This is a genomic window from Bacillus sp. Marseille-Q1617 (assembly GCF_903645295.1).
Lineage (GTDB): Bacteria > Bacillota > Bacilli > Bacillales > Bacillaceae_B > Rossellomorea.
On the sequence record NZ_CAHJXM010000003.1, the window covers coordinates 533,920 to 554,383 of the forward strand.

General features: G+C 41.4%; 23 protein-coding genes. 15 read left to right on the forward strand and 8 right to left on the reverse strand.

Annotated elements, in window-relative coordinates; all coding sequences use genetic code 11:
- Positions 1 to 51 precede the first annotated feature (51 nt).
- The 3 genes from HWX64_RS19965 to HWX64_RS19975 are packed head-to-tail and all read right to left on the reverse strand — an operon-like array spanning position 52 to position 2,349.
- Entirely contained in the window at positions 52 to 1,701 is a 1,650-nt protein-coding gene (locus HWX64_RS19965) for a b(o/a)3-type cytochrome-c oxidase subunit 1 (protein ID WP_175991256.1), read from the reverse strand.
- A gap of 1 nt (position 1,702) precedes the next feature.
- Positions 1,703 to 2,179 (reverse strand): cytochrome c oxidase subunit II, encoded by a 477-nt coding sequence (locus tag HWX64_RS19970; RefSeq protein ID WP_175991257.1) that lies wholly within the window; start codon positions 2,177 to 2,179, stop codon positions 1,703 to 1,705.
- A 20-nt stretch (positions 2,180 to 2,199) separates the two neighbouring features.
- Complete coding sequence (locus HWX64_RS19975; RefSeq protein WP_175991258.1) at positions 2,200 to 2,349, reverse strand: cytochrome c oxidase subunit 2A; 150 nt, start codon at positions 2,347 to 2,349, stop codon at positions 2,200 to 2,202.
- A gap of 450 nt (positions 2,350 to 2,799) precedes the next feature.
- Here HWX64_RS19975 and HWX64_RS19980 point away from each other — a divergent pair, with 450 nt between their 5' ends.
- From HWX64_RS19980 to HWX64_RS20005, 6 genes are all read left to right on the forward strand, one after another.
- Positions 2,800 to 3,570 carry an SDR family NAD(P)-dependent oxidoreductase gene (locus tag HWX64_RS19980; RefSeq protein WP_175991259.1) on the forward strand — a complete coding sequence of 257 codons (771 nt, stop codon included), beginning with the start codon at positions 2,800 to 2,802 and terminating at the stop codon, positions 3,568 to 3,570.
- A gap of 186 nt (positions 3,571 to 3,756) precedes the next feature.
- On the forward strand, positions 3,757 to 4,827 hold the full coding sequence (locus HWX64_RS19985; RefSeq protein WP_175991260.1) for a type III polyketide synthase: 1,071 nt from the start codon (positions 3,757 to 3,759) through the stop codon (positions 4,825 to 4,827).
- Entirely contained in the window at positions 4,827 to 5,384 is a 558-nt protein-coding gene (locus HWX64_RS19990; RefSeq protein ID WP_175991616.1) for an isoprenylcysteine carboxyl methyltransferase family protein, read from the forward strand. Before HWX64_RS19985 ends, HWX64_RS19990 begins: the two co-directional genes overlap by 1 nt.
- A gap of 562 nt (positions 5,385 to 5,946) precedes the next feature.
- Complete coding sequence (locus HWX64_RS19995) at positions 5,947 to 9,585, forward strand: dynamin family protein (protein ID WP_175991261.1); 3,639 nt, start codon at positions 5,947 to 5,949, stop codon at positions 9,583 to 9,585.
- A gap of 211 nt (positions 9,586 to 9,796) precedes the next feature.
- Positions 9,797 to 10,630, forward strand: coding sequence for a sulfurtransferase (locus HWX64_RS20000; protein WP_175991262.1), 834 nt, complete (start codon positions 9,797 to 9,799; stop codon positions 10,628 to 10,630).
- Between the two features lie 139 nt (positions 10,631 to 10,769).
- A complete protein-coding gene (locus HWX64_RS20005; protein WP_175991263.1) occupies positions 10,770 to 11,666 on the forward strand; it encodes a 5'-3' exonuclease H3TH domain-containing protein in 897 nt (298 codons plus the stop codon).
- Between the two features lie 59 nt (positions 11,667 to 11,725).
- Here the strand turns inward: HWX64_RS20005 and sspL are convergent, their stop codons facing one another.
- Positions 11,726 to 11,863: a small, acid-soluble spore protein L gene (sspL, locus tag HWX64_RS20010; protein ID WP_175991264.1), complete on the reverse strand. Its 138-nt coding sequence runs from the start codon at positions 11,861 to 11,863 to the stop codon at positions 11,726 to 11,728.
- A 115-nt stretch (positions 11,864 to 11,978) separates the two neighbouring features.
- On the opposite strand from sspL, the gene HWX64_RS20015 reads away from it, so the two are divergent.
- Both HWX64_RS20015 and HWX64_RS20020 read left to right on the forward strand, forming a co-directional pair.
- Entirely contained in the window at positions 11,979 to 12,488 is a 510-nt protein-coding gene (locus HWX64_RS20015; RefSeq protein WP_175991265.1) for a divergent PAP2 family protein, read from the forward strand.
- Positions 12,489 to 12,501: 13 nt separating this feature from the next.
- A complete protein-coding gene (locus HWX64_RS20020; protein ID WP_175991266.1) occupies positions 12,502 to 12,768 on the forward strand; it encodes a DUF6123 family protein in 267 nt (88 codons plus the stop codon).
- Between the two features lie 137 nt (positions 12,769 to 12,905).
- On the opposite strand, the gene HWX64_RS20025 is transcribed toward HWX64_RS20020, so the two are convergent.
- Together HWX64_RS20025 and HWX64_RS20030 are read right to left on the reverse strand one after the other, a co-directional pair.
- Positions 12,906 to 13,292: a reverse transcriptase-like protein gene (locus tag HWX64_RS20025; RefSeq protein ID WP_175991617.1), complete on the reverse strand. Its 387-nt coding sequence runs from the start codon at positions 13,290 to 13,292 to the stop codon at positions 12,906 to 12,908.
- 26 nt (positions 13,293 to 13,318) lie between these two features.
- Positions 13,319 to 13,999 (reverse strand): queuosine precursor transporter, encoded by a 681-nt coding sequence (locus HWX64_RS20030; RefSeq protein WP_175991267.1) that lies wholly within the window; start codon positions 13,997 to 13,999, stop codon positions 13,319 to 13,321.
- A gap of 99 nt (positions 14,000 to 14,098) precedes the next feature.
- On the opposite strand from HWX64_RS20030, the gene HWX64_RS20035 reads away from it, so the two are divergent.
- Together HWX64_RS20035 and HWX64_RS20040 are read left to right on the forward strand one after the other, a co-directional pair.
- Complete coding sequence (locus tag HWX64_RS20035; RefSeq protein ID WP_254871252.1) at positions 14,099 to 14,749, forward strand: reverse transcriptase-like protein; 651 nt, start codon at positions 14,099 to 14,101, stop codon at positions 14,747 to 14,749.
- A 70-nt stretch (positions 14,750 to 14,819) separates the two neighbouring features.
- Complete coding sequence (locus tag HWX64_RS20040) at positions 14,820 to 14,996, forward strand: zinc-finger domain-containing protein (protein ID WP_175991269.1); 177 nt, start codon at positions 14,820 to 14,822, stop codon at positions 14,994 to 14,996.
- A 78-nt stretch (positions 14,997 to 15,074) separates the two neighbouring features.
- Here HWX64_RS20040 and cspD read toward each other — a convergent pair whose 3' ends face one another.
- Positions 15,075 to 15,275: a cold-shock protein CspD gene (cspD, locus tag HWX64_RS20045; protein WP_007084796.1), complete on the reverse strand. Its 201-nt coding sequence runs from the start codon at positions 15,273 to 15,275 to the stop codon at positions 15,075 to 15,077.
- A gap of 446 nt (positions 15,276 to 15,721) precedes the next feature.
- Here cspD and HWX64_RS20050 point away from each other — a divergent pair, with 446 nt between their 5' ends.
- From HWX64_RS20050 to mntR, 5 genes are all read left to right on the forward strand, one after another.
- Positions 15,722 to 16,657 (forward strand): metal ABC transporter solute-binding protein, Zn/Mn family, encoded by a 936-nt coding sequence (locus HWX64_RS20050; protein ID WP_303049509.1) that lies wholly within the window; start codon positions 15,722 to 15,724, stop codon positions 16,655 to 16,657.
- 17 nt (positions 16,658 to 16,674) lie between these two features.
- Positions 16,675 to 17,421, forward strand: coding sequence for a metal ABC transporter ATP-binding protein (locus HWX64_RS20055; protein ID WP_175991270.1), 747 nt, complete (start codon positions 16,675 to 16,677; stop codon positions 17,419 to 17,421).
- A gap of 15 nt (positions 17,422 to 17,436) precedes the next feature.
- On the forward strand, positions 17,437 to 18,735 hold the full coding sequence (locus HWX64_RS20060) for a metal ABC transporter permease (RefSeq protein WP_175991271.1): 1,299 nt from the start codon (positions 17,437 to 17,439) through the stop codon (positions 18,733 to 18,735).
- Complete coding sequence (locus HWX64_RS20065; protein WP_175991272.1) at positions 18,725 to 19,603, forward strand: metal ABC transporter permease; 879 nt, start codon at positions 18,725 to 18,727, stop codon at positions 19,601 to 19,603. Before HWX64_RS20060 ends, HWX64_RS20065 begins: the two co-directional genes overlap by 11 nt.
- Positions 19,604 to 19,682: 79 nt before the next feature.
- Positions 19,683 to 20,099: a transcriptional regulator MntR gene (mntR, locus tag HWX64_RS20070; RefSeq protein ID WP_175991273.1), complete on the forward strand. Its 417-nt coding sequence runs from the start codon at positions 19,683 to 19,685 to the stop codon at positions 20,097 to 20,099.
- A gap of 71 nt (positions 20,100 to 20,170) precedes the next feature.
- Here mntR and HWX64_RS20075 read toward each other — a convergent pair whose 3' ends face one another.
- The gene (locus HWX64_RS20075; RefSeq protein ID WP_175991274.1) at positions 20,171 to 20,389 is read right to left on the reverse strand and encodes a DUF3892 domain-containing protein; all 219 of its coding nucleotides are present in this window, start codon (positions 20,387 to 20,389) and stop codon (positions 20,171 to 20,173) included.
- Positions 20,390 to 20,464: the final 75 nt, after the last annotated feature.

Here is a 20,464-nt window from a genome sequence, read left to right on the forward strand (position 1 = left end):
AATAGAAAGACCGCTTCTCCATTAGATGAAGAAGCGGTCTTATTTATTTTTCTACCATACCCTGAACCCTTTTGAAGGCGGAGGGCCATTCTGGAACATATCCATGAATGGTACTGTATAAGCTACAAGGATGAGAGCGGCGAGGACTGTGAGCCAAATTTTCCAATTCTCAAGAACCATCGGTGTTTTTTCCGCGCCCTCTGCTACTTCACCAATCGGGAATTCCTCTTCTCCTTTCGGTGCAAAGAATGCCAGGTTAATGAAGATGTATAAGACGAGAATGATCCCGATAAAGAGTATCGTACCACCGATTGCCTGTGCAACCTGATAAGGAATCCAATCAAGCGCCTGTGGTGCATCTCCATAAGTAGAGAAGGAAGAACGTCTTGGAGCGCCTAATAAACCGACTGCATGCATAGCACCGGACATGATACCCATTCCCACTGACCATACGATGGCCTGCACGATGGCCATTTTATTCATTGCTTTTGTCAAGACGCGGCCTGTCAAGTGAGGGACAAGCCAATAAGAAATTCCAAAGAATGTCAACACCACTGAAGTTGCCAGTGTTAAGTGGAAATGGCCGGTAACCCAAATGGTATTGTGGACGACCTGGTTCATTTGATTGGAAGCATTGATCAGACCACCAGCCCCTGCAGGAATAAAAGCCACCATTCCTATAAAAGGCACTGTAAATCTGGCGTCGCCCCAAGGAAGCTTCTTGAACCATCCAAATAGTCCGGAACCACCTTTTGAACGACCATACATCTCAAAGGTTGCAAACAAAGAGAAAGCAGTCATCAAGGAAGGTATAACAACCATAAATGTAAGAACTACTTGTAAAAACTTCCAAAAAGCATCGATACCCGGTTCTACCAGCTGGTGGTGAAAGCCGACAGGGATCGAGAATAATAGGAACAATACAAATGATAATCTTGCAAGTGAATCAGAGAAAATCTTTCCTCCGATGATCTTAGGGATGATGACATACCATGCCATATAGGCCGGCAATAACCAGAAGTAAACAAGCGGGTGGCCGAAATACCAGAATAAAGTCCTGCTGATAAGGACGTCAACTCTTTCAACCAGACCGAGTGACCATGGGAGAAGCTGGAATAAAACCGTGCCTGCGACTCCTAAAGTAGCAACGATCCACAATACCATATTGATTATGGCCATGAATGTAAGGAGCGGACTGGACTCACCGGGATGCTGCTTTCGCCATTGTACATATTTCATGATCATACCTGCTCCGCCTAACCAGCTGCCGACCACTACGAAGGTCAATCCGAGATAGAAGATCCAATGCGCCTTAAGCGGTGCATAAAATGTATAGAGTACAGTCGCTTCGTTCAGCAGTATCATGACTGCTGCCATCACAGTCCCAAGCAGCATTACCCAGAAGCCGAGCCAGCCGAATAACCTTGAAGTAGGTGAATAAGTCCCTGATGTTCTGGAAATGGCTGCATGTTGAAAGCCTAAAATAAAGAATGTAGTCAATACAAGTCCAAGTAATACCCCATGAACGGTAAGTACTTGATAATAGCCGATTCCTGCAGGTAAAGTAAAACTTCCTGAACGAACCATTACTTGAAGTAATCCTGCCAGTCCTCCAAGCGCCAAGGCGATGAACCCTACATAAATATGAGCCATTGCCAACTTTCCATCTTTTCGGTCGATTTTGATAAAACGTTCAGACATTTCAGTCCACCACCTTAATCATGGATTTCATCGTATGATGACCGACACCGCAGTATTCATTGCATACCACTAAAAATTCGCCGGTCTTATCCAATGTTGTTGTATATTCACTGATGTAGCCTGGTTCCAGCATCATATTTATATTCGTGCCTGCTACTTCAAATCCATGAATTACGTCTTTGGTTGTAGCGATAATTTTCAACGTGGATCCTTTAGGCACTTCGACTTCGCCTGGATTATATAAGAAGGTGGAAGCCACAAGCACGAGTTCGTAATCCCATTCCTTGCCTTCCACTTTTTTGAGTCCGGGCTGATCGAAAGGTGCAATCTTATCTACCTGTTCGGGGTTAATGTAAGCCTTCGCACTCGGAGGCTGATGACCTTGATGAAAAGCACTGATCCCTAAAATAATTAAAAAGATAATAAGAGAGCCGGTTCCGAGAGTCAACCACCATTTTTCATAACGATGCATGTGCATGTTCAATCACTCCTTCTTCCTTAAAAACGATTAATGAATAGTAAAAATACCCCAACCCACGAAATGACCAGGAACCCTCCAAGCAGTAATACGGAAGTGAAAGTCCCTTTCAGGGAAGACGAATCTTCCACCTTGGTTTGAGTTTTTTTGTTCAATTCAGGATTTGCCATAATGCTCACTCCTTTCACCTTTTCAGGTGATATTCTGGATTAACCTAATCATAATTCCTAGAGCAGAGGTCCATCTGTGATAAATGTCACACTTAATGCGGGTAATTGTGAAATAAATGTGAAGTTCGTCACAGTATAGAAAAGCGGGAGAGCTTTGCTCAGAAAAAGAGGAGAAATCTCCCGTTCCCACAAATAAAGTGCTGCATAAACTGTAGTTAAAAGGTTGTCAGGAGGCAGAAAATGTGGAGAAATATTACTGTGTAAAGTGCTGTCAAATATACAATGAGAAAAGAAGATGTTCTTTCTGCGGTCAACTGGCTGAATCAAAGATTCATATTCAAGTTCAAACTCAACCGGGCAAAAAGGAATAGTTTCTAAGGATATTTGAAGGTTATTTGAAGGAATTATGATAAAATATAGAAGATTTTTAAAATGACAGGAGTGTGTGGAATGTATTTACCTTCTTTTTCTCTAAAAGATAAAACGGCTGTCATCACCGGGGCGGGCCGCGGTATAGGACGGGCTTTAAGTATTGGACTGGCAGAAGCAGGGGCGGACGTCGTCTTATTATCCCGTACGAGAGCGGACTTGGAAGAAACGGCCGCCAGCATACATGAATTGGGGAGGCGTGCTTATATCCTGCCCACCGATGTAACATCCAGAGAGGAAATTCAACGGGCTGTACAATACATAATCGAACAAGGTTTGACAATCGATATATTAATAAATAACGCAGGAATGAACATTAGATCGAATGCATTTGAAGTGACAGATGAAGAATGGAAGAAAATCATGGACACCAATTTGAAATCAGCGTTCATGATGAGTCAGGAAATCGGAAATCACATGAAAGAGCACGGGAATGGGAAAATCATCAATATCGCTTCTGTTGCCGGCCATGTGGCGTTAAGGACAGGGGTTGTTTATGCAGCGACAAAAGCCGCGATGATCCAGATGACAAAGGTTTTAGCTTTTGAATGGGGAAAGTACAATATAAATGTCAACAGCATAGGGCCCTGGTATTTTAAAACCCCTCTGACTACAGAGCTCCTGGGGAATCAGGAGTATGTAGACGACATATTATCAGTCACTCCATTAAAAAGAATAGGGGAACTGGAGGAGTTGGTAGGTCCGGCAGTGTTCTTATCATCGGAAGCGGGCAGCTATGTAACCGGCCAGACGTTGTTTGTCGATGGGGGCATGACGATTCAAGGCTTTTGATCAGAAATATGTGTAAAAAAGCGGGCAATGAAATTGTCCGCTTTTTATTATGAGAAGCTTCGGCGGCTGGAGGATCGAGATATAAGCCATGCCACGATCACAGTGGGTGTAGTAAAATCATACATGTTCTTTCACATTTTGGTAAAGCTATCCTTACATGGAAAATTGATAAGGAGAATGATTGGAATGCCTAAAATACTAGCTGTGGAAACAGAAATTCCGCCGTATAAAATCACACAATCTGATGCAGCAGAATTTGCACGGAATCTGTTTTCGGAAAGTTTTAAGGATATAGATCGTCTGCTTCCCATATTTGAAAATGGAGAAATAGAGAGCAGATATTTTGTGAATGATCTTGAGTGGTTTTCTACTTCACATTCTTTTCAGGAAAAAAACGATCTGTTCATCCATCATGCTGTAGAAATGGGAAGCAGGGCGATCGAACAATGTTTGAAGAACAATCATGTTAAGTTTGAAGAGATTGAAGCGATATTTACTATTTGCACTACAGGCCTCTCGACACCGAGCATTGAAGCGAGGATCATGAATGTCCTGCCGTTCCCTTCCCATGTCAAGCGGATCCCAATATGGGGTCTGGGATGTGCCGGAGGGGCTGCAGGGTTATCCCGTGCGTATGAATACTGCCTGGCGTTTCCACAATCAAATGTATTAATCCTCTCAATCGAGTTATGTTCATTGACATTTCAGCACGGTGACCGTTCCAAGAGTAATTTAGTCGGGACTTCATTATTTGCTGACGGGGTGGCATGTACCCTTGTATGTGGGGATGACAGCCAAACGATCAAAGATATAAGCAGCCCGATTCCCTCGATATTTGCTACACAATCCACGACTTTAAGGGACTCTCTGGATGTGATGGGCTGGAATATTAAAAATGAAGGTCTTTATGTTGTTTTCTCCAAAGACATCCCCACCCTTGTGAAAAATTGGCTTAGGCCCAATGTGGAAGAATTTATCCATTCAAAGGGAATAAGAATGGAAGATATTAACCATTTCGTGGCACATCCAGGTGGTAAGAAAGTGATTGAGGCGTATCAGGAGGCCTTGGGATTCGACGACAACATGACAGAACACTCAATGAAGGTGCTGAGGGAATTCGGCAATATGTCCTCGGTGACTATTTTTTACGTGCTTAAGAAATTCCTGAATGAGCAGTGCCAAAAAGGTGATATTGGCCTTGGAACGGCTTTAGGACCGGGGTTCAGCTCTGAATTAGTATTGATGAGGTGGGAATGATGACATTCTTTCTTCTTTTCTTTACCATACTGGTCATTCAGCGCGCAGTCGAATTGGTGATTGCACGGAAAAATGAAAGGTGGATGAAAAGCAGGGGAGCCAAGGAGTTTGGTCAAGGTCATTATCGTACGATGGTAATGATTCACTTTGCTTTTTTTGTTTCGTTATTAATAGAAGGAGGGGTTTTTCATTCGGGCCTTCATCCTCTGTGGAAGTACCTGCTTGCTGGATTTATTCTCACTCAAGCCGGGAGGATATGGGTCATATCCTCCCTCGGCAAGTACTGGAATACTAAGATTATCGTCCTGCCAAATACCGAAGTAGTGTCGACAGGGCCCTATAAACTCTTCAGGCACCCTAATTATCTCATCGTTACTTTGGAGTTAGCCGTTATCCCACTACTATTTAATGCCTATTGGACGCTGATCATTTTTGCGCTGCTCAACCAATTGATTCTATTCACCAGAATACCGGTGGAAGAACAGGCACTGAGGAGTGAAACGGATTATGAACGTGAGACGCCGGGCTGGATCGGAACACTAAAGAAAGAAAAATGAAATTATTTATTGAAAATGATTATCGTTTTTGATACGATGTAATTGAACATGAAAATTATTCTCAATTGCACGTCCAAATATAGTGAATTAAAGGTGGGGAATGAAATGGTTTGGTTTCTGATTTTGCTGACTGTGGTTACATATGGCTTTATAATGAAGTACGTCTTGTCGAATGTTATGAAGGACCGACAGCCGGTTCAGAAAATTGCTTCTACTAAAACCAGTGCCCAATCTTTTGTATCATCCAATCTTATACCAACAGAATCAACAAGATAGTCTCCTTTCATCGAAGGAGGCTTTTTTTTTGCCCGTTTCATTATCGTGTCAAAAGCGATCTGGGTAGGACCCCGCAGGCATTTAAGTCGAGGAAGCTAACAGCCGCCCGCGGAAAGCGCAGTCTTGCACGGAAATCAAAAGCGGTATTTAACCTACTCTCCAATTCCAAGAAAATGAATATGATAAAGTGATGATTTTCAAAGATAATATCAAACCATAGAGAATTCCCATTAAATAAGATAAAATAAAAGCGTTATCATTTTTTGGAACAGAAAGGATCTTAGACATGAGCCGCACTGAACAACAAAGCACCTATTTACATACAATCCTTCACCAGCTGGCAGGATACGATGACATTTTTCGAGACAAGGGGGATGAAGAACGTTCCCGAAAAGTAGAAAGACTGGCAGAAAAAATATACAGGAAAGAGTTTATATTGGCTTTTTGCGGGCATTTTTCTGCAGGGAAATCGACTATGATCAATTACTTGATGGGAGAAGAAATTCTTCCCTCAAGCCCTATACCTACCAGTGCGAACCTGGTAAAAGTGCATCAGTCCAGGGAGGATTATGCCAAAATTCATTATCATACAGGAAAGCCGGTTTACTTCAAGGCACCATTTGAATATACGGTGATTAAAGAATTCTGCAGGAACGGGGAAGATGTTTACTCAGTAGAAATAGGCAGAAGTAAAACGGCGTTGCCTGAAGGGGTTTCCGTACTGGATACACCAGGGGTCGATAGTACGGACGACGCTCATAGGATTTCAACGGAATCAGCTATCCATTTGGCGGATGCGGTTTTCTATGTAATGGATTATAATCACGTTCAATCGCAAGTGAACTTTCAATTCACCAAAGAATTGAAGCGTCATGGAGTGAAGTTGTATCTTGTGGTGAATCAAATTGATAAGCACCATGATGAGGAATTATCATTTGAGAACTTCAAAGAAGGTGTGAGGGAATCCTTCGCTTCCTGGGGAGTAGTACCGGACGGGGTTTTCTATACAAGCCTCAAAGATTTGGAGGATGAGAATAATCAAGCTGAAGACCTTCGTGAACTCATAAAGAAGCAGGTGACAGAAAAGGAGGCATTGATCGAAGCGTCCGCCCGGTCAGCTATGTCTCAGCTCATACATGAGCATAAAAGCTGGTATGAACAACAGCAGCAGCATGTCATGGAAGAAGGCCGAGAACATCTATCAGAAGAAGAGTGGAGAAATAAAGACAGTCTGCTTTTCGAAGAAGAAAAAATTCTTGACGAACTAAATGAAAACGACAGCAGCGAGTTACGGCAGGATTTTGAGGATGAAAGGAGTAACATCCTAAAGAATGCTTATTTAATGCCATTTGAGACAAGAGACCTTGCAAAGGAGTTTCTAGAAAGCCAGCAGGCTGACTTTAAAGTCGGATTCCTGTTTTCAAAGCAAAAGACAGAAGAAGAAAAGATGCGAAGAGCAAAAATCTTCAAACAAGAAGTGAACAGCAGAATCGAAACTCAGCTCGATTGGCATCTGAAGTCGCTGGGAAAAGCATTATTAAAGAAAAACAACGCAGCTTCTCCGGCTCTCCTGGAAGGCTGGGAAAATTTATCCCTGCAAGTGGATGAGGATTATTTAACTGGATTGATAAAGCCTGGAGCCAGGGTAACGGGTGATTACGTACTGCAGTATTGTGATAATCTTTCAGAAGATTTAAAGAAAAATGCCAGAAGGCAGTCGAATGAATTACTAGAAAGCAATTTAAAACATCTTAAAAATTCTTCCGAAAGCAAACAGACACAACTTCTGGATAGTCTGCAGGCTGTTCGTCAGAAAACAGTATATGTGCATAAATGGAAGCTCCTGGAGGAAGAAAAGCTTCAGCAAATGGAGAAACTCGGTCAATCAGCAGAGTCAAATACGAAAGAAGACAAGATTCAAAAATGGGTAAAGCAGTGGAATGAGAAGGATCAACAGTACATTGAAGCATCCGAAATGCAGGCTGCCGACACAGTTTCCGACTTTGTAACCTTGGTTGAAAAAGAGATATTACCACCCGGGGGAAGAGAGAATAATGATTCACAGGTTTCCGTTGAAAGTGCCATAGACAGACTCGAGAGAATGACACACGTGTTTAAAAACCTGCATGGATTCACTAAAATAGCCCAGATATTGGATGGTAAAAGGGAAAGGCTCGCCCATCAAACATTCACGATTGCGTTATTCGGGGCTTTCAGTGCAGGAAAGTCTTCATTCGCCAATGCTCTTCTTGGAAAAAAGGTATTGCCTGTCAGCCCAAATCCTACAACCGCATCAATTAACCGGATAAAGCCTGTAACAGAACTGCATCATCATGAAACAGCAGATGTCCAAATTAAATCTGAAGAACAGTTATTTCAGGACATTTCCCATTCCTTGTCCTATTTTGAAAGAAGTATTTCCAATGTAGAAGAAGCGTTGGAGATCATTCCGAAGCTTCTCGACGAGGCGGAAGGGGATGCGAAAGAGAAAATACATCTTACTTTTTTAGCGGCATTCTATAAAGGGTTTGATGAATTCAAACTTTGCTTAGGTGAAAAACTCACCGTCAGCTTAGATGATTATCGGGGATATGTTGCCGATGAAACCAAATCCTGCTTTGTTGAATCGATCGATTTGTACTATGACTGTGATGTTACGAGAAAAGGAATTACATTGGTTGATACGCCAGGAGCCGATTCGATCAATGCCCGGCATACAGGGGTAGCCTTCGAGTATATTAAAAATGCTGATGCCATTCTTTTTGTAACTTATTATAATCATGCTTTTGCAAAGGCAGATCGTGAGTTCCTCATTCAGTTAGGAAGGGTAAAAGATACATTTGAACTCGATAAAATGTTTTTTATCGTTAATGCCATCGATCTCGCCAAAAATGATGAAGAAAAGAATGAAGTCATAGAATATGTTCAAAGTCAGTTGATTCACTATGGGATTCGCTTCCCGAGGATTTTCGGGGTTTCGTCCTTACTGGCCCTGGAAAAACAGGAGGAACCATCAACTGGCATGGAAAACTTCAAACAAGAATTCGATTCCTTCATACGGCATGAACTCGTCAGCATGAGTGTGGATTCTGCCATAAATGAATGGGAGAAAGGCATCAAACGGTTCAAGAATTATATTGAAGCCGCTTCAAGTGACCATTGGAGTAAACAACACCGCATCCATGAGCTGAAGCAAGCGAAATCCGCAGTGAAGGAATTACTGGATGCAAGAACATCAGACAACATGGAAGCTGAAGTGCAACAGGAACTGGATGAGTTGATCTATTACTTGAAACAACGAGTTTTCTTCAGGCTCTCTGATTTTTATAAAGAGGCTTTCCATTCAGGACTATTTATGAATGAGCCGAACGCTGTCAAGGCGCTGCAAAGCGGATTGAAAGAATATATTACAAGTGTCGGATTTGATTTATCCCAGGAACTGAGAGCGACTTCTTTGAGGATACAGCAATTTATCGGAAAGCAGCTGCAGATCTTGTGGGATGAATTGGAAGCAGCCATACAAGAAAAGGAGGAAGAGATTATGCTTTCTTCGCCTGATTATAAATTTGAAGAAGCAATCGAGTTTGAACAGGCATTTAAGGATATCAATCTCGATCGATTTAAAGACGCTTTTTCCACTTTCAAGAATCCTAAACAATTTCTTGAAAAGGGTGGAAAAAAAGAAATTCAGGAGGAGCTGGAAAAGAAACTCCATGACCCTGCTGATGAATATTTAATACATGAAAAACAAAGGTTGGAAGACTGGAATGGAGAAAATCTTAAACTGAAATTCATGAAATTAAAAGAAGAAGCAATAGCACAAGCTTTTGAACAAATCGATTCGAACATCGAAGCGCTGAGTAACGTGCAGGATATTGATAAACTTCGCAGCGAACTTAAATGGCTTGAAGAGGAAACAATCTAATACCTTAGGAGAGGGTGAACGTGATGACGGACAATCCATTTCACTGCTGTGCCACCTGCATCCACATCCGGGCCGATAAATCCAGTCACAATTCAAAGACCACTTATTTTTGTTCCCGCCTGGGTTATGAAACTAAAACTTCGTATCAATTTTCGTGCTGGGATCCAAAGGAAACGGTAAAGGATTTGATGAAAAAGAGGGGGATATCTTAATGCGTTTTATTAAAAGTGTGGACTGGTTAAAGAAGCATCTGAACGATCGAAATGTGAGAGTGATCGACTGCAGTTTTTCTTTGGGTGATCCTTCAGCCGGTAAGACATCTTACTTGAAGGAGCATATTCCAGGCGCGGTATATTTTGACCTTGAAAAGGATTTATCCGGGCATGTAAAAGAACACGGAGGCCGCCATCCCCTTCCCAATATGAAAAACCTCCTCAGAAAAGTTGAAAATGCAGGCATCGACAATCAATCCGCTATCATCGCCTACGATCAGGGTGAAGGTGCTTTTGCCAGCAGATGCTGGTGGCTGTTTCGATATTTGGGACATGAGAATGTGTTTGTCTTGAACGGTGGATTTAAAGCCTGGAAGGAAAGGGGATTCGAAACTCAAGCATCTATTCCTGAATATGGTGAAAAGAGTTATACCCCATCATTCAATGAAGACATGCTCGCATCTTTAGGGGAAGTGGAACGCATATCAGAAGGAGAGAGCCAGGCGGTTTTACTCGATTCCCGCAGTGAAGAACGCTTTCTGGGTCTGGAGGAGCCGATCGATCGGATTCCAGGACATATCCCAAAAGCAATCAATGCTCCTTGGACGCAGTGTATACACAAAGGATTCTTCCGGGATACAGATGTACAGAATCAGCGATTTGCAAACCTTGACAGAAATAGTCCCATCATTGTGTATTGCGGCTCAGGCGTGACTGCGACACCTAACATCATCGCACTCTTGGAAGCGGGATTCCATGATGTGAAATTGTACGCCGGAAGCTACAGCGACTGGGTATCATATGAACATCATAAAGTGGACAAGCAGCAATGACGGAACAAGCCTGTGAACTTACAGGCTTGTTTTCTTTTCCAATTGGGAGAGAAAGAAAATATGTTATACTTTTAAAGGATTGCTTTTTACTGAAGTAAGTATAAGTCGGACTAATTTGTAACAGGCAGGAGTGGATGAAATGAGAAAAGAAGAACACATATTACTGATAGATGGGATGGCACTATTATTCCGTTCATTTTTTGCTACAGCTGTAACAGGTCAATTTATGATGAATTCCAAAGGGCTGCCGACCAACGGTGTACAAGGTTTCATGAAGCACCTCCTGATGGCGGTCGATCATGTCAATCCGTCCCATATACTGGTTTGCTGGGATATGGGAAGTCAGACGTTCCGGAATGAGGTTTATACCGATTATAAATCCAATCGTAATGCTCCTCCGGTTGAGCTTATTCCCCAATTTGATCTCGCTAAAGAAGTGGCGGAAGGATTTAATTTGGTGAATGTGGGTGTGCCGGGTTTTGAAGCTGATGACTGTATCGGTACTCTGGCAAAGGCACATCACAGGGAACGTAAGGTAACGGTCCTCAGCGGTGATCAGGATTTGCTTCAACTCCTTGATGAAAACATTGAGATCATGTTATTGAAAAAAGGGTTTGGAAATTATCAGATATACACTAAAGACCTGTTCATAGAAGAACGCGGAATTACGCCAACCCAGTTTATTGATGTGAAAGCATTGATGGGTGATTCCAGCGACGGTTATCCAGGAGTGAAGGGAATAGGAGAGAAAACAGCTGTTAAGCTGATACAGGAATACAATGATATTAAGGGAATCTTAGAAAACCTTGATAAATTAACATCTTCTCAGCGAAAGAAAATCGAAACAGATCTGGATATGCTGAATGTCTCAAGAAAATTAGCCGAGATCCATTGTGAGGTCCCGCTTTCTCTTTCGATCGAAAACGCCGCGTGGAGTCATGTATCGCATACTTCTATATCGTATATCGAAGAACTGGAATTAAAGGTGTTAAGAAGGTTCCTCTTAAGCGCAGAGACTTTAACAGCATCCAGTTAAATAAACAAAGAGTCAGGTTGCGGCCTGGCTCTTTGTTTAAATGGAAAAGGGACAGTGGACTATTTTGTATTCAGCTTTTTGGCTGCATTCTCCAACTTGCTCTTAGGTTCCTGCGCAAATTCTGTATCCGCGGCATGACCCTGTGGATTGACACTGCCTGCTATTTTACCTTTATTTTTATTATTATTTTTGCTCATTTAATCGCCTCCTGTAAAAAGATACATACATCATTTATTTTGCGTGTTGTTCCATAAAATATCCCATGTAAAAAGGAATTTTAGGACAGACTATTGATAAGGGAGGTGTATAGGTGTGAATAAAGGTATACTGACAGCGTTATTGAGTATCTTTTTGGCTCAGGGCTTCAAGATTCCGCTTCATTATATAAAAAAGAAGGAATGGAAACCTGAACTGTTTTTCCAGACAGGGGGAATGCCCAGCTCACACAGTGCCGGAGTTGCTTCTTTAACCACTTTTATTGCATTGAAAAAAGGAGTCAAAACAATTGATTTTGCTCTTTCCTTTGTCTTCGGCTTAATCGTCATGTATGATGCGCAGGGGATAAGGAGGCAGACTGGTGAATTGACTCTTAAAGTGAATAGTCTGGATGAGCTTGTCAGAAAAGCACATGAGAAAGAATCGGTCGAATTTGAAGAAAAGAAACCTAAACGCCTTAAAGAAATGCTGGGACATCAGCCTCAAGAGGTGGTAGGGGGAGCACTTCTTGGATTGATAATGGGGACTTTAGGTTTTTTGATATCAAAAAAAGATAGGCAAAGAAAAAGATTTTTTGTAAGAGAAAGAAGACAACGCTGTATGTAGGGTGAGGAGAAAAGTGAAAAAAACAACTGAAGATTTTCTCATTGATTTGGAAAACAGGGGATTTAAGTTTCAGGAAGATGCAATTGGATTTATTTATTTCGGAAAAAAATATACAGATGCATCTGATGAATTGGTCAATAGCGCAATCGAGATTACATTAAAAGCTCAAAAGCAGTTTGACTCAAGCTTTTATATGTCTATATTAGAGCGTCTTCATTCCCAGAAAATCAGCTCAAGGAAAGAAGCGTTACGCTGGATGGTCCATCAAGGACTTGCCTGACAAAAGGCTGCTTTATAACTTTATTTTATTTTGCAGTCTTGCACGGAATGGGCAGCCGTTGTTAAACAGAATCAAAAAAAAGGAGTGCCGATCAGGCCTCCTTTTTACATGAAATGCATGATACTCTAAAAAAACATTTAATTTAAATGAATAGCTTTCCTGGCAAGCTCATCGGCCATTTTGTTTTCTTTACTCGGCACCCATTTAATGAAAAACAGGGGGAGTTTCTCCGAAAGATCCAATATTTCCTTTAAAACAGATTTATAAGCGGAACTCTTTACAAACTCTTTTTCGACGGCTTGCACAAGAGCTTGTGAGTCACTGCGTATCCAAACCGTTTCTGCGTTATGTTCGATGCAGATTTCCAACGCCTTCTTACATGCAGTGAATTCAGCTAGATGATTGTCCATTTCACCCAGCGGTATAGAAAAATGTTTCAGCACCCCGTGTTGTTTGAGAACGATTCCAGCCCCGCTTGGGCCGGGATTGCCTGCACTGGCCCCATCTATATTTACTTCAAGCATCAATGCCACCTCTCCTTATGAATGTTTTAATTTATATCTTTAGGGAATCGTTTAGCTAGATATCCAAAGGGTGTATCCAATAAAGAAATCAGCCATTTTAATAAATATGTTGTGATGAATATTTCCAGCCAGATATCAAAAGGATACGTACCCAGGAAAGCAATGCTGGTGAATACAAGGGTATCCAGAAGCTGACTGATCATGGTGCTTCCATTGTTGCGTATCCAGAACTGCGCGTCTGTCGGGAACTTTTTCTTTAAATATGAAAAAATATATACATCTGCAAATTGACTTACCAAATAAGCAGCCAGACTCCCCAGCGCTATCCTCGGAATCAAACCGAAAATGGTCGATAATGCTTCCTGGGCAAAATCTTCTGGATGTGGTTGAAAAACCAGGACCAGCTGCATAATAATAGTCATAATGATCAAAGTGAAGAAGCCCAACCAAACCGCTTTTTGTGCTTCTTTTTTTCCGTAACGCTCATTTAATATATCTGTGACCAGGAAAGTCGATCCGTACATGGCGTTGCCTAATGTAGCGGTTAAACCAAATATCTCAATGGTTTTTACTACTTGAAGGTTGGCCAGGATAGTTGAGATGCCTATCCATACGAATAGTCCCGTCCGTCCGAACATTCTATACATAATGAGTAACAGTGTAAATGTGACGAGGACAAACAAGAGACCAAACCAAATATTAAACATGAGAAACCCCCTCGTAAGAACAATAATCTCCATTATACAAATAAAAGAAACGTTGAACAATAACGACTCCGGATGAAAGAGAGAGTGATCACGTTGAAAATGAAGCTTAAGTTCAAGTATGCAAGTAAAACCAGCAGCGATATTTGGTTTGAATCTACATGGTTTTCAAGGAAGGAAACGTCGATTCACGTTGATGATTTAATGAAAACGGGAAGGGTCATCGACCTTGAGATCATCGATGAAATGGAAAATTCCTGGACCAGGAAAGAATTTATCAAGTTGAATCAGGAATTAGATAAAGAACCTGAAAATATCGTCGTCTACTTCGATGGCGGATTTGATAAAGCTAATGCAATCTCCGGTATCGGGATGGTCGTTTATTATGACAAAGGGGATGAGCGTTTCAGGATCCGTAAAAATGAAAAACTTGAAGAGCTGGAGAATAATAACGAAGCGGAGTATGCCGCTTTGCATAATGCCCTTCTACTACTTGAAGAGATTGGTGTGAAACATGCCCCTTGTACCATCAAAGGAGATTCGCAAGTGGTATTGAAGCAGCTTGAAGGGGAATGGCCGTGCTTTGATGAAGGTTTAAATAGGTGGCTTGACCGAATAGAAGCTCTCATCGATAAGCTGAAGTTGAATATAACAACAGATATTTTAGGCCGGAATGATAACAAGGAAGCGGATAAGCTCGCTAACCAGGCTCTATTGGGTACAGAAGTGCACAGTCACAAAAGGCTAGAATAATTTAACCCTTTATAATATATTCTATAAATACAAACAAAACGAAAGATGGAAGAAGTTTAGGAGTGATGAAATGGAACGCAGACAAGTAGTTGATAAAGTGGATGAGCTAATCGACACCTATTGCAGCGACTGCTTGCTTAAAGCATATTTTCGAAAAGAATTCGGCAAAGCCCGTGCCCATCGTTTTTGTATCGAACAATGTACAGTGGGGGAACAAATTAAGTTTTACGGCGATAAATTAAAGTGATGAATCATTAACATCAGGGAAGAAAAGAAAAAGCGGACGATTAACATCGTCCGCTTTTTTATTCATATATGGGTTTGATTATAATTTAACTACGTTAGCAGCTTGAGGTCCGCGGTTACCTTCAACAATTTCGAAAGAAACTTCTTGACCTTCTTCTAAAGATTTGAAACCTTCACCTTGAATTGCTGAGAAATGTACGAATACATCGTCTCCGCCTTCTACTTCAATAAAGCCGAATCCTTTTTCGTTGTTGAACCATTTTACTTTACCATTTTGCATATTCTTCTAATCCTCCTAAATCGATCAAGCACTGTTGTGCTTCTGGAAAATATTTATCATGAAATGTTGACTCCCACTGCCTAAGCACTAAAAATCAAACCACTTCAGTGATGTCTTTACTATACAATATGAGGATTTTAGAGTCAACATCCCCAAAATTTATTTTGCGTAAATTTTTAAAAAATTATTTTGTGTCAAAGAAAATAAGCATTCCAACGTTTAAGAATAGTGAATAATTCAAAAAATTTTCTTCATATCGGTTGACAGAAATTGAATAAGGAAATAAAATTTGCACTAAGGAAACTTTTATTGCACTAGCGAAAATTTATAACTTAATTAAAAATAAGTTGCTTATGTAAAAAAAGGTGAACATATATAAACTTCCTGAATAGGTTAGAGGTAGCGAAATAAATAATCGAGATGAACAATGAGAGAGGAGATTGAACATGAACAAAAGATTGATGGTGCTTATCGGAATGATCCTTATTCTAATGGGAGGACTGATCCTTGCTGGATGCGGAACGACAGCTGGTAAACAATCGAACGATAAAATTGTGGTTACTACAACAATCGGCCAAATCGGGGACGCTGTAAAGAATATTGGAGGAGACCACGTAGAAGTTCACAGTTTAATGGGACCTGGTGTCGACCCTCACTTATATAAAGCGAAGCAATCTGATATCGGGAAGCTTCAAGAGGCAGATATCATTTTTTACAGCGGTCTTCATTTAGAAGGGAAGATGCTTGAAATATTTGAAAAAATGAATAAGGAAAAACCCACATACGCGATAGCAGACAGCATCCCTAAGGATAAGCTGAGAAAAGATGCAGCAAACAATACAGCGATGGACCCGCATGTCTGGTTTGATATTGATTTATGGAAGATAGCATTGGAGCAAGTACGTGACGGATTGATCGAGAAAGATCCTGAAAACAAAGAGGACTATATTAAAAATACTGAAAGGTACTTTGCGGAATTAGATGAGCTCAGAGCATATGCTGAAAAAGAAATGTCCACCATTCCAGAAGAGCAAAGAGTTCTGGTTACAGCTCACGATGCATTCAACTATTTTGGTGCAAAGTATGATTTGCAAGTCATGGGATTGCAAGGTTTAAGTACAGATGCAGAATATGGTCTGGCAGATGTACAATCGCTTGTAAATACACTTGTGGATAGAAATATCAAAGCAGTATTTGTGGAATCAAGCATCTCGGAAAAATCGATCAATGCGGTAATAGCAGGTGCAAACGATAAAGGACATGAAGTGAGTATCGGCGGGGAATTATTCTCGGATGCCATGGGGAAAGAAGGGACAGAGGAAGGTACGTATATCGGAATGTACCGGCATAATGTTGATACGATTGTGGACGCATTAAAGTAATGTAAGGAGGATCAAAGATGAATTCAGTTGAAATAAAAGGATTGACCGTTGCGTATCATAGAAAACCAGTGCTGGTGGATGTGGAATTTTCAGTACCAAAAGGGAAGCTGATCGGAATCGTCGGTCCGAACGGGGCAGGAAAATCCACCTTGATCAAAGCTATTTTAGGATTGATCCCCCGTTCATCCGGAGACATCAAAATATTTGATAAATCGTATTCACCGAAGAGTAAAATGGTTGGGTATGTCCCGCAGAGGGGATCAGTAGACTGGGATTTTCCTACAAATGCACTTGATGTTGTATTGATGGGCAGATATGGGCATGTAGGCTGGTTTAGAAGACCTTCAAAAAAAGATGTTGCCTATGCCATGGAATGCTTGGATAAAGTAGGGATGACTCAATTTGCATCAAGGCAGATCAGCCAGCTTTCAGGCGGCCAGCAGCAAAGAGTATTTCTGGCACGCGCGCTGGCTCAGGAAGCAGAGGTTTATTTTATGGATGAACCTTTTGTAGGGGTGGATGCTGCAACAGAGAAAGCCATCATTTCTTTACTGAATGAGTTGAAGGAGCAGGGGAAGACTGTGCTGGTTGTTCACCATGACCTTCAGACCGTTACGGAGTACTTTGACTGGACCCTCCTTCTCAACAGAAAGACAATCGCATACGGACCAACTGTGAATGTGTTCAATGTCGATAATTTACAACTGACCTACGGCGGGAAACTATCCTTCCTGGAAAAGGATAAAATGCTGATTCAACCATAAAAAGAGGTGACTAATGTGAATCATTTATGGCAATCCCTTTTACATGATGGAAACACACAATGGGTATTACTGAGTACATTATTGCTGGGGATCGCAAGCGGGGTATTAGGAAGTTTTGCGCTATTAAGAAAGCAGAGTTTGATAGGGGATGCCGTAGCCCATGCTGCACTGCCCGGTATATGTTTCGCTTTTATGTTCATTGGTGAAAAGAACTTCTTCGTATTACTGATTGGTGCAGCCTCAACCGGATTGCTGGCAGCTTATACCATACAATTGATTACCAATACGACCAGAATCAAGGAAGACACCGCGATCTGTCTGGTGTTGTCTGTATTTTTCGGATTGGGTATCGTCATGCTGACGAAGGTAGCCCAAATGCCTACCGGGAACCAAAGCGGCTTGGATGATTTCATCTTTGGCCAGGCTGCTTCCCTCGTAGGCAGGGATGTTCAACTGATGGGTCTGACAGCAGCAGTATTAATTGTCATCACAACTCTGTTATTTAAAGAGTTCAAAGTAAGTACATTTGACCCTCAATTTGCAAGGGGAATCGGACTTCCTGTAGGATTCCTGAATTTCTTATTCGTCTCCCTTTTAGTGATTACCGTGGTAATCGGCATTCAGGCTGTAGGTGTCATATTAATGGCTGCCATGCTGATTACACCGGCTATTTCAGCCAGATACTGGACTGATTCACTTCGTACGATGGTCTTCATTTCTGGCATAGTCGGCGGATTATCAGGAGCAGCGGGAACATTGATCAGTACTATGGGCAAAGGGTTATCGACAGGACCATTCATCGTATTGACCGCAACTGTCATTTTCATCTTTTCCTTGCTGTTTTCACCTAAGAGAGGGTTGATTTCCATTATCCTGAGGAGAGCCAGGAATGATGAACGCTTAGCAATTCGCTTCGTATTGAAGAAAGTCTATGCAATGAGAAAAGAAAGGATTTACGAAAAATCCCTTTACGAAGAAACGAATATTTCAATGTTCAGATATACTCGTGTCATGAAGCACCTTGTGAAAAACGGTTATATCGTAAAGACCGATGGTGCAGTTTCCATTACGGACTGGGGTGCTATGAAAGCGGAACAATTCAGGTTTGTAGATGAGATTGTTGAACTGAAAGAAATGTACCCCAGTGAACTGGGATCACTTGACATTAACTGGATTGAAGAGCAGGAAGAAGAAGTTTTATCAAAGGACCAATTAAAGAAGCTCCAATCGAAAATGTCAGAGATCTACAGTCAAAATCCTTTCTTAAACATAAAAGTGAATGCTGACAGAGGAGGGCAGGGTTATGAGCTATGAACTATGGATTCTTCTAACAGGCAGCCTGGTAGGCTTATCATGCGGTGTAATCGGCTGTTTCTTAATACTGAGGAAGATGTCGATGCTTGCTGATGCTATCAGCCATACAGTACTTCTTGGACTGGTCATGGCTTTCATCGTAAGTCAAAGCATGAATGGTTTCAATATGCTGATCGGGGCAGCTGCGGCTGGACTATTGACGACTTTTATCGTTCAGCTATTGAATTCGAGCGGTATTCAGGAAGATGCTGCCATAGGAGTTGTATTTACTTCTCTGTTTGCCCTGGGGGTCATCCTCATTTCCTTGTTTGCTAAAAATGTACACCTGGATGTGGAGCATGCATTGATGGGGGAGATTGCTTTTGTCCCTTGGAACACCATATCCTTGCCTTTCCTTGGGGCAATACCAAAATCTGTTGTGATGCTGGGATCGATTCTAATTATTGATACTGCAGTTATTTTGCTATTATTCAAGGAATTTAAGTTAACATCTTTCGACCCCAATATGGCTGCCGCCATTGGTATTCCGGTGTTAGCCATACATTATATCCTGATGGGGCTGGTCTCGGTTACGACCGTTTCTGCTTTTGACAGTGTGGGAGCGATTCTGGTGGTTGCCATGTTGATTGCACCAGGGGCTACAGCATATTTATTAACAGACAGATATAAGGTAATGCTTCTCTTGAGCGGTGTTATTGGAATCTTTGACAGTGTAGCGGGATATTATGGAGCAAAGCTATTAGACGTTTCCATTTCAGGTTCAATGGCAGTAGCTGCCGGCATTGTATTCCTGATCGTATGGATGCTTTCACCAAAGTATGGATTAGTATCTAAATTCCTCAATCATAGAAGGTTGTCTGAAGAGTGAAATAAGTGCTTCGGGTTGTATTCATTCTGTTCTTATAGTAAACTTTTATTGATATTTATGGGAATTTGGAGGGTGCAGAATGCCTACACCAAGCATGGAAGACTATTTAGAACAGATTTATTTGTTAATTGAAAATAAAGGGTATGCAAGAGTATCTGATATAGCTGAAGCTTTGACCGTTCATCCCTCTTCAGTGACGAAAATGGTGCAGAAATTAGATAAAGATGACTACCTGGTATATGAAAAATATCGTGGGCTCGTACTGACTCCAAAAGGAAATAAAATAGGAAAACGCTTAGTTTACAGACATGATCTCCTTGAGCAGTTCCTTCGAGTGATCGGTGTAAAGGAAGAACATATATATGAAGACGTTGAAGGAATTGAACATCACCTGAGCTGGGATTCCATCGACAGGATCGGTGACCTGGTACAGTTTTTTGAAGAAGAAGAAAAGAGGCTGGAAGAGTTAAGGGATGTTCAAGGACGTAGTGAATGAAAAAAAGGCTGCCCAAATGGTGCAGCCTTTTTTGATTCAATTAAAAATTACTTATAACAATCTGCAATGCATCAAAAAATGGTCGGGTAATCATCGAATCCTTGTTTGGATGCATCAGATGAGTAGATTTCATATTCTCCCCATTCGTTTTCCCGAAGATCAACACCATCCAATAGTCCCTCTGAAGCTTCCAGCACAGCTTTTCGATAAGATATGATCCTTCCGGCTGATGTTTGAAAACTGATGATATCCCCATGATAATTACGTTGAACTTTCGTGATTTCCTCCATTTTCTGCCCCCCTCTTCAATGGCTTTCGGTAATAGTATGGACAAATATGCCAAATTTCATAAGAAAAAGGGATTC

Bases quoted from the DNA above. Each gene is read 5' to 3' on its own strand.
- HWX64_RS19975 (WP_175991258.1), bottom strand. From the start codon at position 2,349: ATGGCAAATCCTGAATTGAACAAAAAAACTCAAACCAAGGTGGAAGAT.
- HWX64_RS20040 (WP_175991269.1), top strand. From the start codon at position 14,820: ATGGAACGCAGACAAGTAGTTGATAAAGTGGATGAGCTAATCGACACC.
- sspL (WP_175991264.1), bottom strand. From the start codon at position 11,863: ATGAGCAAAAATAATAATAAAAATAAAGGTAAAATAGCAGGCAGTGTC.
- HWX64_RS20025 (WP_175991617.1), bottom strand. From the start codon at position 13,292: ATGCTTGAAGTAAATATAGATGGGGCCAGTGCAGGCAATCCCGGCCCA.
- HWX64_RS20055 (WP_175991270.1), top strand. From the start codon at position 16,675: ATGAATTCAGTTGAAATAAAAGGATTGACCGTTGCGTATCATAGAAAA.
- HWX64_RS19985 (WP_175991260.1), top strand. From the start codon at position 3,757: ATGCCTAAAATACTAGCTGTGGAAACAGAAATTCCGCCGTATAAAATC.
- mntR (WP_175991273.1), top strand. From the start codon at position 19,683: ATGCCTACACCAAGCATGGAAGACTATTTAGAACAGATTTATTTGTTA.
- HWX64_RS20065 (WP_175991272.1), top strand. From the start codon at position 18,725: ATGAGCTATGAACTATGGATTCTTCTAACAGGCAGCCTGGTAGGCTTA.
- HWX64_RS20030 (WP_175991267.1), bottom strand. From the start codon at position 13,999: ATGTTTAATATTTGGTTTGGTCTCTTGTTTGTCCTCGTCACATTTACA.
- HWX64_RS20075 (WP_175991274.1), bottom strand. From the start codon at position 20,389: ATGGAGGAAATCACGAAAGTTCAACGTAATTATCATGGGGATATCATC.
- HWX64_RS19980 (WP_175991259.1), top strand. From the start codon at position 2,800: ATGTATTTACCTTCTTTTTCTCTAAAAGATAAAACGGCTGTCATCACC.
- HWX64_RS20000 (WP_175991262.1), top strand. From the start codon at position 9,797: ATGCGTTTTATTAAAAGTGTGGACTGGTTAAAGAAGCATCTGAACGAT.
- HWX64_RS19995 (WP_175991261.1), top strand. From the start codon at position 5,947: ATGAGCCGCACTGAACAACAAAGCACCTATTTACATACAATCCTTCAC.
- HWX64_RS19970 (WP_175991257.1), bottom strand. From the start codon at position 2,179: ATGCACATGCATCGTTATGAAAAATGGTGGTTGACTCTCGGAACCGGC.
- cspD (WP_007084796.1), bottom strand. From the start codon at position 15,275: ATGCAAAATGGTAAAGTAAAATGGTTCAACAACGAAAAAGGATTCGGC.
- HWX64_RS19990 (WP_175991616.1), top strand. From the start codon at position 4,827: ATGACATTCTTTCTTCTTTTCTTTACCATACTGGTCATTCAGCGCGCA.
- HWX64_RS20050 (WP_303049509.1), top strand. From the start codon at position 15,722: ATGAACAAAAGATTGATGGTGCTTATCGGAATGATCCTTATTCTAATG.
- HWX64_RS20035 (WP_254871252.1), top strand. From the start codon at position 14,099: ATGAAGCTTAAGTTCAAGTATGCAAGTAAAACCAGCAGCGATATTTGG.
- HWX64_RS20005 (WP_175991263.1), top strand. From the start codon at position 10,770: ATGAGAAAAGAAGAACACATATTACTGATAGATGGGATGGCACTATTA.
- HWX64_RS19965 (WP_175991256.1), bottom strand. From the start codon at position 1,701: ATGTCTGAACGTTTTATCAAAATCGACCGAAAAGATGGAAAGTTGGCA.